Below are 15,773 nucleotides of genomic sequence, written 5' to 3' on the forward strand. Positions count from 1 at the left end.
TAAAAATCGCAGATAATCGCTGAATGTTTCAAATTAGCGTTTTTCTGCAAAAATAATCAGCGAAAATCTGCGGGAATTTTTTATTTCAAATGAAGCAAAATCAAAGCAAGGAGTGCAGGAAACCCCTGTATCCAAAAGATTTTTTACTTGCAGTCAAGGCACCATAAATTCCCGCTATTAACACACAACTCAAGAAGAAAATTGCGATATAAAATGACCAATGATGATCTTCAATCAATAAAGACCAAATAAGCCCCGCTACCAAAAATCCATTGTACAAACCCTGGTTAGCAGCTAATACTTTGGTTTTAGGGAATACTTCGGGGGTATTTGTTTAAAGGTCTTGCGGCCAATGGTATCCCAAGCGAACATTTCGAAGTATAAGAAATAGAGATGCAGTGCTGCAATTAAGCCAATTAGGAGGTCTGTTAGAAGTGCCATGAAGTTGAAGTTTGGATTCAAATTACATTTTTGTGATCAATAATTGATTAGGTACTTCAAGTGATGTAGAATTCTTTTTTCTAGACTGGGAATTCAGCAAGTAACAAAAACAGTGGGATTAGTTATAGCTGGATAAAATTCATTACTTTCACAATTGAATTAGTTCTATACTTTATCAACCGGAAGCGGTCTTCGATGAAAATCGAGGTTAAAAGGGAATCGTGTGAAAATCACGAACTGTCGCGCAACTGTAAGTAACATACCAAAGGAGTTCATCCTCGCATGTCCACTGTTTTGATCCCCATCAAGGCGGGAAGGACGATGAAATCCGTTACAAGTCAGGAGACCTGCCTATTCCGACCTACCTGATGGTAGGAGAGACAATGCTTTCGCGATTTGAAGCTTTTTGTCGGGTTTGATGCATTATTTCTTAGCGTAACTATTTGTCTGTCCATTCCAGACCAGATAGGCTATGCCTTAGGAAAAGTCTGCGTTTTTCTTGATAAAACATTCAATTTCAAAGTGTTGTGAGGTTCAGTACAAGAGCTTTTAACTCATTATTCAAATTAAAAGTTAAAAGAGATGCAAACGCACAATCTTGGCTACCCGCGAATTGGTAGCAACCGAGAACTCAAAAAGCCTGCGAGTCTTATTGGTCAGGCCAAATCACGTTACATGAATTACAAAGTGTCGGCGTGTCCATCCGAAAACAAAACTGGAAACTTCAGCAGGAGGCAGGAATTGATTTGATCCCTTCCAATGATTTTTCCTTTTACGATCAGGTATTGGATATGTCATTGATGGTGGGAGCGATTCCAGATCGTTACCATGAGGTGATTTTACAAAAAGGGAATAATGAACTGGACTTGTATTTTGCCATGGCCAGAGGGTATCAACAAAATGGGTTGGATATCACTGCCATGGAAATGACCAAGTGGTTTGATACCAATTATCATTACATCGTTCCCGAATTTAGAAAAGACCAACAGTTCAAGTTGTTTTCTACAAAGGCAATTCAGGAATATAACGAAGCTAAACATGCTGGAATTTCCACCAAGCCGGTATTGATAGGTCCTGTTTCTTTTTTATTGTTGGGTAAAGAAAAAGAGTCCGGATTTGATCGGATAGATTTAATCAAAAATCTTCTTCCAGTGTATCTGGAAATACTAAAAAAGTTGGATGCAAACCATGTAGAATGGGTTCAATTTGATGAACCATTTTTAGCGATGGAATTGGGTGCGAAAGAGAAGAAAGCTCTTCACTTTGCTTATTCAGAAATCAAAAAAGTTTTTCCTACCCTAAAAATCATTTTGGCCAATTACTTTGACTGTTTTGGGGAAAATCTGGAAACTGCACTTTCTCTTCCAATTCATACGCTTCATTTGGACTTAGTGAGATGTCCTTCCCAGCTAGACGATATCCTGGATTCTGGAAAACTCGGAGGACAAAAGCACCTTTCTTTAGGCCTCATAGATGGCAGGAATATTTGGATGAATGATTTTCAGAAGTCACTTTCTTATATTCAAAAGGCGGTGGATCAAATTGGTTCAGATCGAGTGTGGGTTGCTCCTTCTTGCTCTCTGATTCATTCACCTTGTGATTTAGCATTGGAAACCAATGAAAAATCTCTTGCACCCCAGATTAAAGAATGGTTGGCGTTTGCGAAGCAAAAAATCGAAGAAGTAGTATGCCTGAAAAAGCTGGCTGAGAAAGATCCCTCCTCAGAAGCACTAGAACAATTAGGGCAAAATCAGCGCGCTATCGAGAATAGAAATACTTCCACGTTGATCCACAACGAACAAGTGAAAAGTAGGGTCAAAGCGATCAACCCAAGGGATGATCAACGCCAAAGCCCCTTTTCTATCCGTCAGGGAATACAGAAAAAAGCTTTAGACCTTCCTCTTTTTCCCACTACCACGATAGGGTCTTTTCCTCAGACCAAGGAGGTCCGATCCTGGAGAGCGAGATTTAAAAAGGAGATCTTAGCCGAGAGGATTATGAAAGACTCTTGGAGGATGAAACTCGGGAGTCTATCGAATGGCAGGAATCGATCGGGATGGATGTATTGGTTCATGGAGAATTTGAGCGAAATGACATGGTTGAATATTTTGGTGAACAGTTAGCCGGATTTGCCTTTACCAAAAATGGGTGGGTTCAAAGTTATGGTAGCCGTTGTGTGAAACCTCCGATCATTTATGGAGATGTTCACAGACCTGCGGCAATGACTGTCCGCTGGTCAGCTTTTGCCCAATCTCTTACCGATAAGCTTGTAAAGGGCATGTTGACGGGGCCAGTAACTATATTACAATGGAGCTTTGTCAGAAATGATCAGCCAAGATCCCAAACATGTACCCAAATTGCATTGGCCATTCGGGATGAGGTAGTGGATTTGGAAAAAGCTGGGATCAAAGTGATTCAAATAGATGAGCCCGCAATTCGTGAGGGGCTTCCCTTCGTAAACCTGATTGGCAAGAATATTTTAATTGGGCTGTTCGAGCTTTTAGAATCTCTGCTAGTGGAGTTAAAGATGAAACTCAGATTCATACCCATATGTGTTATTCTGAGTTCAATGATATCATCCAGAATATTGCGGACATGGATGCCGATGTGATTACTATTGAGTGTTCTAGATCTCAAATGGAGCTGTTAGATGCATTTGGTCAATTTAATTATCCCAACGAAATCGGTCCCGAGTTTATGATATCCATTCGCCAAGAGTACCGAGTAGGGCTGAAATGGTGGATTTAATGGAAAAAGCCAAAGAAGTAATTCCGATGTCTAATTTATGGGTAAATCCCGATTGTGGATTAAAAACCCGCCATTGGGAAGAAACCAAAAAGGCGTTGACTGAAATGGTAGGTGCGGCAAAGGATTTAAGAGAAGCTATGATTGAATCTGTGTCTTAGTATTAAAGGGCAAGTAATTTACTTGCCCTTTTTATATCTCCTCTAAAATTGAATTTCCTTTTGATCTGTCTCCCGAAGTCCATTGCCAGGTTTCGTGAAGGCGGATTTTTCCATTTTCCAGAAGCTCAGGAACCGATGTACAGACTCCTGTCATCAGTTCTCCTTGCGAATTGATCTGATTATACCGCATATCAATTTCTCCGGCATCGTTTACAATCCCGATCAAATGTCCTTTTATAATTTTTCCACCAGAATAGTCACAGGAAAGAATTTTTCCTTCTTGCTTGTAGTGAAAAAGGGTTTCTTCAGAAGTTTCCCCGTTCTCGGTATTGCTAATGGGGCGAAAAGATTTGCCATCGTAATTCATCATTGAGAGGAATTATCGGTTTCTTTCATTTCCCAGTCCACTATTTCATTTTCAAGGTAATGTGGGTAAATTTTTCGATGGGCTTTCTTTACCTCAGCAACCAAAGATTCTCGGAATTCCTCCACATGAAGTCCAGAGGTAGCGGCCATAAATACAGGCTTGATACCGGTTTTTTTCTCATAGGCATCAGACAAAGAAGGAAAATCCAAGTAATTGGCTTCTTCCAATTCCAGTTCACTCATATTCATGATGCCTTCCTCATCGGGCATGGTTTCTACCAAATCAATTTTGTTGAACACCAACAGGATAGGCTTGTCACCAGCATTGATTTCTCTTAGAGTTTCAGTCACAACATTGATATGATCTTCAAAATTGGGATGAGAAATATCGACTACGTGGACCAATAAATCTGCCTCCGGATTTCATCCAAGGTAGACTTGAAGGACTCAATCAAGTGAGTAGGCAGTTTTCGGATAAAGCCTACCGTATCTGATAAAAGGAATGGAATATTATCCAAAACCACTTTTCTGACGGTGGAGTCCACGGTCGCAAAAAGCTTGTTTTCTGCAAGAATATCAGTTTTGGTTATCAGGTTCATCAAGGTACTTTTCCCCACGTTGGTATATCCTACCAAAGCAACCCTTACAATGCCTTTTCTACCTTTTCGTTGGGTAATCCCTTGCTTTTCGATATCCCTGAGTTTTGATTTCAGCAGGGTGATTTTATTTCGAATGTCTCTTTTATCTGTTTCAATCTCTTTCTCACCCGCACCACCACGAGTACTGGTCCCCCCTCTTTGACGCTCCAAGTGCGTCCACATTCTGGTCAAACGAGGAAGTAAGTATTGGAAACGAGCCAGCTCAACCTGGGTCTTTGCTTGGGCTGTTTGGGCTCTGTTTAGAAATATATCGAGGATTAATAAAGAGCGATCATAGATTTTTACTTTCAGCTCATTTTCCAAATTCCGCATTTGGGAAGGGGAAAGATCGTCGTCGAATATGACCATGTCCACTTCAAAATGTTCTACGTATGATTGGATTTCTTCCAGTTTTCCTGACCCTATAAATGTACGGATATCAGGCTTATCCATTTTTTGGGTAAAGCGATAAACTGTTTTGGCTCCCAAGGTTTCTGTAAGAAATGCCAATTCATCCAAATGCTCTTCAGTTTCCCGCTCTGTCTCCCCTTGTCGGATGATCGTTACCAATACAGCTGTATCCACTTTTGGAGCAGTATCGTGTAATTTTTGAAGTTTTCTTGAAAATTTACCCATGAGATTCTGTTATATGCTACTAAAAAGCATTTGAGGTAGATTAAGTTTCATTTTATCAAATTCTCTCCTCTAAACTTAGAATTATGCTGTATGCTTCTTATTATTCTGCAAAGTTCGGGATATTTCCTTAGAATTGATTAGGATACTCCGTATTGGCTTGGTTATTTTACCATTTAATTAATTGCCGTATACGTACATCACCCATGGCTGAGATTTGTAAAACCAGTTTACCTGGTGTCTTAGAAATATTTCCTAAGGTTTTTAATGATCAAAGAGGCTATTTCTTTGAATCATTTAGGGCAGACTGGTTAGAGAAGGAGAATGTTTTTGAAACTTGGGTACAGGATAATCAGTCTTATTCACAGAAAGGAACAGTAAGAGGATTACACTTCCAAAGAGAACCATTTGCACAAGCAAAACTAGTCCGGGTAATTCAAGGGAAGGTGTTGGATGTGGTCGTGGACCTAAGAAAGGATTCCGAAACATTCGGGTCCTATTATTCTACTATTATGGACACTGAAAAGCATAATCTTTTGTATGTTCCAAAAGGATTTGCACATGGATTTTCAGTATTGGAAGATGCGATTTTTGTTTATAAGTGTTCTAATTATTACGATAAGGAAAGTGAAGGGGGTATTCTTTGGAATGACCCAAGTCTTCAGATCGATTGGATGGTGAATGATCCGATTATTTCTGAGAAAGATACAAAGTGGCAAAGTTTAGAGGAATTCAAAGTAACTAGCGAAGGAGGATTGTAATGGGAATTTTTGATTTGTTCAAAAAAAGGAAGTAGTATTTGAAGATTTGGACCTGAGTTGGATGCAGGTGGATATGCATTCCCACCTGATTCCAGGGATTGATGATGGCTCCAAATCCATGGAGGAGTCCTTGGGACTGATCAAACGCTTATCAGATTTTGGACTCAGGAAGATCATCACCACGCCCCATATCATGTCCGAATACTACCGAAATACCCCTGAGATTATAAACATGGGTCTTCAGGATGTTCGCCGAGCAGTAAAAAATGAGGGGATAGAGATCGAAATTGAGGCTGCAGCAGAATATTACATGGATGAGATATTCCTGGAAAAGGTAAAATCCGGAGAGGAATTATTAACCTTTGGCCCCAATCATATATTGGTGGAAACAGGATTCATCAATAAACCTCAAATGCTTCTGGAAACTTTCTTTCAATTAGAAATGGCGGGGTACAAACCTATTTTTGCCCACCCTGAGCGATATCAATATTTAATTTCAGATAAAAAGCTTTTGGAAGACTTGGTAGATAGACAAATCAGTTTTCAAGTAAACCTTCTTTCTCTAACGGGGTTTTATTCCAAGCAAGTAAAAGATTTTGCTGAAATGCTATTAGAGCGAAACTTGGTTAAATTTTTTGGGACTGACTGCCATAACCCAAGGTACCTAGACATGTTGGAGACCTTGACAAGGTCAAAGTCCTATCAAAAGATCAAGGAAATAGAAATTCTCAATTCAAGTCTATAATCTATACAAGTGAAAATTTTAATCACTGGAATCACGGGTCTTTTAGGAAGCTATGTAGCCAAAGAGTTTGCCTCTTTGGGAGAAATACATGGTTTCAAAAGAAAGAGCTCTTCTACCCGATTATTGGATGAGATTAATTTTCCAATTCATTGGCATGAAGGTACAATTTCAGATGTGGGATCCATTGATGATGCAATTCAAGATATAGACTTGGTAATTCACTGTGCAGGAAAGGTCTCTTTTCTTCCAGGGGATGAGGAAGAACTGTTTGAAGTAAATGTACGAGGCACTTCCAATTTGGTGAATTGCATGTTGAATGCGGGTGTGAAGAAACTAATTCACGTAAGCTCTGTGTCTGCATTGGGTAGAAATCCAGAATTAAGCGTAATTGATGAGGAGCATAAGTGGGTGGATTCACCTCTGAATACTAAATATGGTACCTCCAAATACCTTGGGGAGTTAGAAGCTTGGAGAGGTGAACAGGAAGGGCTGGAATTGATTGTGGTAAATCCTTCTATCCTTTTAGGGAAAATAAGTGATGAGAGAAGCAGTACCTCTATTTATGCTCATGTTTTAGGAAATTCGAGCTACTATCCTGTGGGTAGTATAAATTATCTGGACGTAAGAGATGCTTCGAAAATCATGAGGGAACTTTATGAAAAGGCTTGTTGGGGAGATCGGTTTATTCTCAACAAAGAGACCATTAAATACCGCGAGTTTTTCGAAAAAATGGCGAAAGCATTTGGTAAAAAGGTCCCAACTAAACCGGTTTCTAATTCTTTATTGAAATTAGGCTTGTTCTTCCTGGGCATAGCCCGAATGTTAGGCTTGAGTAAAAATCCATTGAATAAGCAAACCGCGATGATTTCCCAGCAGGACATTATCTTCAAAAATGATAAAATAGAAAAGCTGCTTGATTTTAATTATACTCCGATCGAGGAGACCTTTTTGTGGGCAAAATAAACTTATTTTTTGAAGCGATCGTTTGCTTCTTAGATGGTCAAAATGTTTTAGGAATTATTTCTAGATTTTGACACAAAAATTAACAAATTGAGATTTTGAGAGAACAATTTATTTGGTATCTTAAATAAACTTAACTCATCTTAATGACAGGAGATCACGATCACGAGTGGGAAAATGATAAAAAGCTGGTAGAGCGGTTTGAAAATTCCCTGAAATCCAATTTAGAATTGTATTTTGAAGAGGAGGAATTAGAGGATATTATCCGATATTATTTTGATCAGCAAAAGTTCCTTAAAGCATTGAGGGCTAGTGAGTTCTCTTTGGAAAAATTCCCTTACTCAGTAGAGATAAAATTGTTGAAAGCGCAATGTTTGATTTTCAATGATGAATTGGAAGAAGGCTTAAGCATATTAGAGAATATCAACAATATTTCTCCTAACAATGAGGATATCCTATTAGCTTTAGCCAATGCGCATATTTTGGCAGGAAGCCCCCAATACGGTATTGAATTATTGGAAAATTTTCTGCCCTTGGCAGAAGATAAGGCAGAGGTCTATTATTCGCTGGGAAATCTGTACAGAGCGACCAGTGACAATAAAAAAGCATCTTACTATTTCAAGGAAGCGGTGAAGCACCGTATCAATCATGAAGACGCACTTTTCCAGTTGGCAATGATTACGGAAGAGGAAGGGTCTTTTGATGAAATTCTCCAATTCTACCAAGAGTTTATTGATCAGGATCCTTATAGTGCAGGGGCTTGGTATAATTTAGGTGTGGTTTACAACAGGCTTGGACGATTTGAGGAAGCAATCAAGGCCTATGATTATGCCATCATTATCGATGATTCTTTTGCCTCGGCTTATTTTAATTTGGGTAATGCCTTAATGAACACAGAGCAATATGAACTTGCTTTGGAAGCCTATCAAAATACCATCAATTGTGAAGGTGCCAATGCGGAGAATTGTTGCTACATGGGCGCTGCTTATGAAAAGTTGGGAAATATTGAAGGAGCCTTTAAATATTTCAAAAAAGCAGCGAAGTTGGATGAAGAGTATGACGATGCCTGGTTTGGATTGGGCATGTGTATGTTAAAAAAAGAGAAATTTTTGAAGCGATTCACTACTTCAAGAAAGCGCTCAATTTGAATAAACAAAGTCCAAATTACTGGGTAGGTCTGGCTGATGCAGAGTTTAACTTGGGTAATTTACAAGCCAGTTCAGAGGCTTATGAAGAAGCTATCAACCTGGAACCCGGTATTTTAGAGACTTATATTAACCTATCGTTGATCTATTTTGATCAAAATAGATTTGAAGAAGCCGTGGACGTGATCAGTGAAGGAATTGACGAACTTCCTGAGGAGGCGGAACTGTATTATCGTATGGTTGTTTTTCAAATCAAACTAGCCAATTACAAAGAAGCGTTTTCATATTTGGAAAATGCATTAACTTTGGCCTACGATAGGCACGTGGTCTTGTACGAATTAATGCCAGAGCTGGAAAAGCAAAAGGCAATGTCCAAGATCATCGCCCAGTATCGGGAAGAAAATCCTGAGACTTAACATATTAAAACCTAGCCAATGAATTATGAGCTGAAGAACATCCCTGTACGGACTGAAAAGCCACGTACCTCGGGATTTACTATGGCCATGGACAAAGGTCTGAGCCTTAGAGCAACAGAGGATTTTGTCGATAGCTGTTCCGATTTTGTTGACATCGTCAAACTAGGATGGGCAACTTCCTATGTAACTAAAAATCTTTCTGAAAAGATTGCTGTTTATCGAGAAGCAGGAATTCCGGTTTTATTTAGGAGGAACTCTGTTTGAAGCATTTATCGTCCGGGATCAATTCGATGATTACCGAAGAGTGTTGGATAAATATGGATTGGAATATTGTGAGGTTTCGGATGGGTCTATCTCTTTAAACCACGATAGAAAATGTGAATACATTTCCACGCTAGCTAAGGATGTGACGGTGTTATCAGAAGTTGGTTCAAAAGATGCCGCCAAGATCATTCCACCCTATAAGTGGATTGAACAAATGCAGACTGAACTGGATGCAGGTGCTTGGAAGGTAATCGGTGAAGCAAGAGAAGGAGGAAATGTTGGTTTGTTCAGGGATTCCGGTGAAGTTAGACAAGGGTTGGTAGAGGAGATTTTAACTCAAATTCCTGAAGAAAGAATTATCTGGGAAGCTCCGATCAAGGCACAACAAGTTTGGTTTATCAAATTGCTGGGCACCAATGTTAACCTTGGAAATATCAGTCCTACTGAAGTGATTCCATTAGAAACAATCCGTCTTGGGTTGCGTGGGGATACCTTCGATCATTTTATAGGAGAGATTAAATTATAAGTGGATCAAAACCATTAGAGGCTGATCGGTAATGCTTCCGGTCAGCCTTTATTTTTACCTATGGATCTAATCAAAAAATATTTCCTGAATTACCTGAAAGGAATGGCGATGGGTGCAGCAGATATTGTACCCGGTGTTTCCGGAGGTTCCATCGCATTGATTACGGGTATTTACAGCAAGTTGCTGGATAGCATAAACTTATTCAATACGAAGAATTTGAAATTATTGCTATCGTTTCATTTCAAGCCTTTTTATAAGGCTGTCAATGGCACTTTTTTAATAAGCCTGTTTTTAGGAATCCTAACCAGCATATTCACGCTTTCCAAAATCATCACCTATTTGATGGATGAGCATCCGGTTCCGCTTTGGTCCTTTTTCTGTGGATTGATCTTGATCAGTGCTTTTGTCATTCTGAAAGGGATCAACCGCTGGCATTTTGGAGTGGTTTTGGCCATTATTCTTGGTACCATAATCGCCTATTTTGTGACGGAATTGCCTCCGGTCAGTTCTCCGGATTCCATTTGGTTTACTTTTATTTCTGGTTCTATTGCCATTTGTGCAATGATTTTACCCGGGATCAGTGGGAGTTTTCTGCTGCTGATTTTAGGAAAATATGAGACTATCTTAAATGCCGTATCTGAACGCGATGTAGTGACCCTAGGAGTATTTGCCTTTGGCTGTTTGGTAGGGATTCTATCTTTTAGTAGAGTGATCTCCTGGTTATTAAAGAGATATTATGCAGTAACAATCGGATTGCTCTCCGGCTTTATGTTGGGTTCCATGAATAAGCTTTGGCCTTGGAAGATTGTGACTGCCTACAGAACTTCTTCTAGTGGGGAAGAAAAACCATTTTTGACGGAAAATCTATGGCCAGGGGAATACTTGAGCCAAGTAGGTCAGGATCCACAGCTGATGTATGCTGTTCTGGCTTTCCTTTTTGGAATAGGTTTGGTGATAGGAATTGAAAGGTTAGCAAGCATTTTGAATAAATCATGAGAAAATTCGGATTGATAGGATATCCTTTGGGCCATTCGTTTTCAAAAAAGTATTTCACTGCAAAATTTGAAAAAGAAGGAATTGAGGGATGCCAGTTTGATTTGTATGAAATCCCGAAGATTGAGGATTTTAAAGCTGTTTTAGCAGAAAACCCAACCTTGGAGGGAATGGCAGTAACTATTCCTTACAAACAGCAGGTCATTCCATTTTTAGATCAGCTGGATACAGCTTGTGAAGAAATTGGTGCCGTCAATTGTATCAAAATAAAGGATAAAACGCTTATAGGTTATAATACGGATTACATTGGGTTTAAGCATTCCCTAGAATTATGGATAGGAGAAGCCAGGCCAAATGCCTTGGTTTTAGGAACCGGAGGTGCCTCAAAAGCAGTAAAGCAGGCTTTAAAAGATTTGGGAATCAATTTTCTTTCCGTATCCAGAACTAAGGATTCCCAGTCCATTAGCTACCAAGACCTGGAAAATGATCCCGAGATTTTAAAATCGCATCCTTTAATCGTCAATTGTACTCCACTTGGTACGTATCCAAAAGTGGAAGGAATACCTGCTATTCCATTAGAACAAATGGGCCCCGAGATCCTGGTGTATGATTTAGTATATAATCCTGCTGAGACCAAGTTGATGAAGACTTGCATTCAAGCTGGAGGGAGAGCAAAGAACGGACAGGATATGCTTGAATTACAGGCAGAAGCTGCATGGAAAATCTGGAATGATTAAATTACCCCGATGAACAAAGCAATTCTTCTTATTCAATGCCCTGATCAGAAAGGGATCGTCGCAGAAGTGTCGAGGTTTCTTTATGCTTACCATGGAAATATTTTGGAGATTGATCAGCATGTTGATGAGGAATTGAGTTTGTTTTTTATGCGAGCCGCTTGGGAATTGGATTCCTTTTCTCTTCAAAAAGATGAAATTGCCCAAAAATTTGAGGAGGAAGTAGGACAGAAATTCAAAATGGATTTCAACGTTCATTTCAATTTTCCAAGGCCAAAAATGGCCATTTTTGTCAGCAAATTATCTCATTGCCTTTTTGATATTTTGGCCAGGCATCATGCGGGTCAGCTGGAAGTGGATATCCCTTTGGTGGTTTCTAACCATCAAGAGTTAAAGTCTGTCGTGGAGGCTTTTGGTATTCCTTATCATTATATTCCAGTCAGTCGGGATACAAAAATGGAAGCCGAAAAGCAGCAATTGGAGTTGATGAAAAAGCATGATATTGACTTTGTAGTATTGGCTAGGTACATGCAGATTATTTCAGCCACCTTTATCTCAAAATTCCCAAATAGAATTATAAATATTCACCACTCTTTTTTACCTGCCTTTGTGGGGGCCAAACCTTACCATGCTGCTTATGAACGGGGGTGAAAATCATTGGTGCCACTGCTCACTATGTGACAGAGGAATTGGATGCCGGACCGATCATCGAGCAGGAGGTGGCAAGAGTAAGACATCATAACACCATCCCTGATTTAGTGCAAATAGGACAGGACGTGGAGAAAGTGGTGCTCTCCAAGGCGATTAAATACCATTTGGATAGAAAGGTATTGGCCTTCAAAAACAAAACCGTGATTTTTTACTAAGGAATGATCTTCCTTGGAATATCCTTGGGCAATCGGGTGAGCATTTCATAATTGACCTGCTGTGTAGATTCTGAAAAAGATGCAACTGTGATTTCTTTGTTCTTTTGCTTTCCAATCAACACTACCTCATCTCCTACTTCTATATTTTTCAGCTTGGTAATGTTTAGCGCAATGGCATTCATCATGACGGTACCCACCACTTGACAATACTGCCCTCCGATCAACACCTGCCCCTGATTACTCAGCAATCGACTATAGCCATGCCCATAGCCTACAGGAACAATCGCCAGCCTCATGTTATGTAAAGCCATAAAGCTATTCCCATACCCCACAAACTCCCCCATTTTTACAGATTTTATGCTCATGACCGTACTTTTCCAAGTGATCAGTCGCTTTAGTGGATTTTTGTTTGCCTTAGGTAAGGAATTGAGTTTGGCATAAAACGTTTCCTTTGTAGGCCAAAATCCATAGCCTGCAATCCCTATTCTGACCATATCCATGATGGTTTCGGGGAAAATCAAAGTTGCCGCTGAGCAAGCGGTGTGGTATTTATGGAAAACAACTCCTTTATGTGTGAAGTACTCTCTAAATTTATTGTAGACCTCAATTTGATTTTTTACTCGAACATAATTACTGATGCTCTCTGCCCCAGCATAATGGGTACAGAGCCCTTCCAGTTCTAAAGAGTCAGATTCAGCAAGCAATAGTTTGGATAATCGGTCTCGGGAAGACCATTCAAATCCTGTACGATGAAACCCGGTTTCCAATTCAACATGGATTTTGGCAGGAATTCCAAGTTTCTTTGAGAGGTTGATGGCAAGTTCTAGCCTTTGAAAATCGTAAACATAAAAACTAATTCCTGCTTTAATCAGATCTCCCATCTCTTCAGGGTATAGCATCCCCAGGATCATGATCTGAGACTTTTTCTTGGAATGTCTAAAGACTTCCCAGGCCTCATCAGAACTGAAGGTACTGAAATGTCGGATTCCAGCTTTTTCAGCAATTTCTACCATTTGAGGGATGCCATGTCCGTAGGCGTTTCCTTTTACTACAGCCGAAATAATGGTGTTGGGACCAATTTCCGATCTGATATAGCGTATATTTTGGCGGTAAGCTTTTGCGCTAATTTCCAAGAAGGATGTAGCGATCATCGTTTTTAATTTATTGAAATGAAAAAGTAAGACATGCTGTTACTTTATCCCAATTCTCATTTAATTTTATTCTCAAACTTTTAGAAAATTTATATGAACGATCAAAAATCCCGATGTCCTTGGTGTTTGGGCTTCCCAGAGTATGTTGTATACCATGACGAAGAATGGGGAAAACCTGTGTGGGACGATCAAATTCACTTCGAATTTTTAGTATTGGAAAGTGCGCAGGCAGGCTTGAGTTGGGCTACTATTTTGAAAAAGCGACAAGGCTATAAAGATGCCTTTGCTAATTTTGATTATCGAGTGGTGGCGGAATTTCCTGAATCATATGTACAGGAATTACTTACGAATAAAGGAATCATTAGAAATGGAATGAAGATCCGAGCGGCCATCAATAATGCCCAACGCTTTATGGAAGTCCAAAAAGAGTTCGGAACTTTTGCTGCCTATATCTGGGGGTTTGTGGGGGAAAGCCCATTCAAAATGAACTTAAAAAAGGAGATCCATCTCCTGCCACCTCTCCTGAGTCCGATGCCTTGGCAAAGGATCTCAAGAAACGGGGCTTTAAATTTTTAGGAAGTACTACGATTTATGCACACATGCAGGCCACTGGTCTTGTGAATGACCATCTAACTGATTGCTTTCGCCATTCAGAAGTTCAAAACTATTAGCCTACAAAGGCAAAGAACACCAGCCAAACCAAAATAAGGATTGGAAGTAAAACCGGTAAGGAGAATCGAATGATGTAGCCAAAGAAGGATGGCATCTTGATTCCGCTTTGCTCTGCAATGGATTTTACCATAAAGTTAGGTCCATTCCCAATGTAAGTCATTGCTCCGAAGAATACAGAAGCGACTGCAATGGCCATTAACTCAAAAGCAGAATCGGGGAATCCATTGGCTGCGAATTCTCTCACTTGATCAATATTGTTGATATCCGCTCCTTTAGATGCCATAGCTGCGGCCAAGAAATTCAAATAGGTAGGCGCATTGTCCAGGAATCCTGAGAGTGCTTGTGCCCCAATACAATGTGTTGTGGGAAATTAAAGATGCTCCTTCTGGAGATTTAGCAAAGTTTCCTACTAATTCCAATGCCGGCATCATGGTACCAAAGATCCCGATGAAAATAAAGGCCACTTCACGGATGGGCTCAAAATTAAATTCATTTCCTTGGATCGCTCTCTTATCTGCGAATCGATAAGAAAGGAATGCCACGGAAAGCATGATCACCTCTCTTAGGTAAGAAAACTTTTGGCCATCATAGACGATAGCAGGAACTCCCTCGATTACGTTAGGATCCAGGAATACAGAACAAATGATGATAAATAACCAACCAAAGTTTTTCATCCCGATCAAGGAGAACTTGTTGGTATAAGTGATTTCTTCTGGTTCAATTTCGTCATCGGCAGCTTTACCCAATTTCTTGTCTATGAAATAGAAAGCGATAGCAAGCAAAGCTAAAGCAAAAATCCATGCAGGCCAGTTATGCTCCAAGGTCCAGAAGAAAGGAATTCCTTTCAAGAAGCCCAGGAACAACGGAGGATCTCCAATTGGAGTCAAAGAACCTCCCACATTACTTACCATGAAAATAAAGAAGATAATATGGTAGGCTTGAATATTTCCTTTGTTCAAGCGGATAAAAGGTCTGATCAGCAACATGGAAGCTCCAGTGGTTCCGATCAGATTGGAGATTAAAGCTCCAATCAGCAACAAGGAAACATTCGCAAATGGGGTCGCTTTTTTATCTATTTCAATCAAAATACCTCCAGACGCAATGTAAAGGGAGGCTAATAAGGCAATAAACTGAATGTATTCCGCCAGTGCATGTACAGGAGCATGGACATTTGAAAGGATAAACAGATAATAGAAGACGACCAAAATGGCCAAACCTATGGCTATTTTAGGGTAATTTTTATGCCAAAAGTGCTCATAGAATAAAGGACCAGTGGCAATCATTAACAGTAAAACTACAAAGGGAATTACTAACCAAGTTGGAGCCACATGATGCTCCTCATCTCCATGATCGGCTTGATCGTTATGTTCAACAGTAGCGTGTTCGGTATCAGTTTGGTCTGCTTGGGCTAAGAATGTCTCTTTTGTCTCACGTTCTTCAGCAAGGGCAAGCTGAGGCTGTAAGCCATTAAGAAAGAGTATTCCGAAAAGTATGGAGAAACTTAAGATGAAATTCTTCATTTGGCTAATAGGGTCTGCTGGGTAATCTTTTCGGTT

11 protein-coding genes, 6 pseudogenes and 1 riboswitch are annotated in these 15,773 nt (G+C 39.8%); of the genes and pseudogenes, 11 read left to right on the plus strand and 6 right to left on the minus strand.

Annotation, left to right across the window (positions count from 1 at the left end; genetic code table 11):
• Positions 1 to 100: 100 nt before the first annotated feature.
• Both V8V91_RS16745 and V8V91_RS16750 read right to left on the minus strand, forming a co-directional pair.
• Positions 101 to 280, minus strand: a complete 180-nt coding sequence (locus V8V91_RS16745) for a DUF1304 domain-containing protein (protein WP_373396358.1) — start codon at positions 278 to 280, stop codon at positions 101 to 103.
• Positions 281 to 294: 14 nt separating this feature from the next.
• Entirely contained in the window at positions 295 to 441 is a 147-nt protein-coding gene (locus V8V91_RS16750) for a DUF1304 family protein (protein ID WP_373396359.1), read from the minus strand.
• Between the two features lie 169 nt (positions 442 to 610).
• A riboswitch (cobalamin riboswitch) is annotated at positions 611 to 811 on the plus strand.
• 212 nt (positions 812 to 1,023) lie between these two features.
• Here V8V91_RS16750 and metE point away from each other — a divergent pair.
• Positions 1,024 to 3,347: pseudogene (gene metE / locus V8V91_RS16755) on the plus strand (5-methyltetrahydropteroyltriglutamate--homocysteine S-methyltransferase).
• Between the two features lie 31 nt (positions 3,348 to 3,378).
• Here metE and V8V91_RS16760 read toward each other — a convergent pair.
• Together V8V91_RS16760 and hflX are read right to left on the minus strand one after the other, a co-directional pair.
• Positions 3,379 to 3,717 (minus strand): n-acetylglutamate synthase, encoded by a 339-nt coding sequence (locus V8V91_RS16760; protein ID WP_373396360.1) that lies wholly within the window; start codon positions 3,715 to 3,717, stop codon positions 3,379 to 3,381.
• Positions 3,714 to 4,987 (minus strand): annotated as a pseudogene (gene hflX, locus V8V91_RS16765) (GTPase HflX). The gene V8V91_RS16760 and the pseudogene hflX overlap by 4 nt, the downstream one beginning before the upstream one ends.
• Before the next feature lie 203 nt (positions 4,988 to 5,190).
• On the opposite strand from hflX, the gene rfbC reads away from it, so the two are divergent.
• The 9 genes and pseudogenes from rfbC to purU all read left to right on the plus strand — a co-directional run bounded on the left by rfbC (position 5,191) and on the right by purU (position 12,394).
• Positions 5,191 to 5,745 (plus strand): dTDP-4-dehydrorhamnose 3,5-epimerase, encoded by a 555-nt coding sequence (rfbC, locus tag V8V91_RS16770; protein WP_373396361.1) that lies wholly within the window; start codon positions 5,191 to 5,193, stop codon positions 5,743 to 5,745.
• A gap of 46 nt (positions 5,746 to 5,791) precedes the next feature.
• On the plus strand, positions 5,792 to 6,490 hold the full coding sequence (locus V8V91_RS16775) for a tyrosine-protein phosphatase (protein WP_373396362.1): 699 nt from the start codon (positions 5,792 to 5,794) through the stop codon (positions 6,488 to 6,490).
• Between the two features lie 9 nt (positions 6,491 to 6,499).
• Positions 6,500 to 7,453: an NAD-dependent epimerase/dehydratase family protein gene (locus V8V91_RS16780; protein ID WP_373396363.1), complete on the plus strand. Its 954-nt coding sequence runs from the start codon at positions 6,500 to 6,502 to the stop codon at positions 7,451 to 7,453.
• Positions 7,454 to 7,596: 143 nt separating this feature from the next.
• Positions 7,597 to 8,598 carry a tetratricopeptide repeat protein gene (locus V8V91_RS16785; protein WP_373396364.1) on the plus strand — a complete coding sequence of 334 codons (1,002 nt, stop codon included), beginning with the start codon at positions 7,597 to 7,599 and terminating at the stop codon, positions 8,596 to 8,598.
• The gene (locus V8V91_RS16790; RefSeq protein WP_373396365.1) at positions 8,535 to 9,011 is read left to right on the plus strand and encodes a tetratricopeptide repeat protein; all 477 of its coding nucleotides are present in this window, start codon (positions 8,535 to 8,537) and stop codon (positions 9,009 to 9,011) included. Before V8V91_RS16785 ends, V8V91_RS16790 begins: the two co-directional genes overlap by 64 nt.
• Before the next feature lie 18 nt (positions 9,012 to 9,029).
• A pseudogene (locus V8V91_RS16795) lies at positions 9,030 to 9,801 on the plus strand (phosphosulfolactate synthase).
• A gap of 60 nt (positions 9,802 to 9,861) precedes the next feature.
• Positions 9,862 to 10,797 (plus strand): DUF368 domain-containing protein, encoded by a 936-nt coding sequence (locus V8V91_RS16800; protein ID WP_373396366.1) that lies wholly within the window; start codon positions 9,862 to 9,864, stop codon positions 10,795 to 10,797.
• Positions 10,794 to 11,531, plus strand: coding sequence for a shikimate dehydrogenase (locus V8V91_RS16805; protein WP_373396368.1), 738 nt, complete (start codon positions 10,794 to 10,796; stop codon positions 11,529 to 11,531). Before V8V91_RS16800 ends, V8V91_RS16805 begins: the two co-directional genes overlap by 4 nt.
• 9 nt (positions 11,532 to 11,540) lie before the next feature.
• Positions 11,541 to 12,394 (plus strand): annotated as a pseudogene (gene purU / locus V8V91_RS16810) (formyltetrahydrofolate deformylase).
• Here the strand turns inward: purU and alr are convergent.
• Positions 12,391 to 13,545 (minus strand): alanine racemase, encoded by a 1,155-nt coding sequence (gene alr, locus V8V91_RS16815; RefSeq protein ID WP_373396370.1) that lies wholly within the window; start codon positions 13,543 to 13,545, stop codon positions 12,391 to 12,393. The pseudogene purU and the gene alr overlap by 4 nt on opposite strands.
• A 177-nt stretch (positions 13,546 to 13,722) precedes the next feature.
• Between alr and V8V91_RS16820 the strand changes: the two are divergent.
• Positions 13,723 to 14,216: pseudogene (locus V8V91_RS16820) on the plus strand (DNA-3-methyladenine glycosylase I).
• On the opposite strand, the pseudogene V8V91_RS16825 reads toward V8V91_RS16820, so the two are convergent.
• Positions 14,213 to 15,737 (minus strand): annotated as a pseudogene (locus tag V8V91_RS16825) (sodium:proton antiporter). The pseudogenes V8V91_RS16820 and V8V91_RS16825 overlap by 4 nt on opposite strands.
• Positions 15,738 to 15,773 lie beyond the last annotated feature (36 nt).

This window comes from Algoriphagus halophilus (genome assembly GCF_041729275.1).
Lineage (GTDB): Bacteria > Bacteroidota > Bacteroidia > Cytophagales > Cyclobacteriaceae > Algoriphagus > Algoriphagus halophilus_A.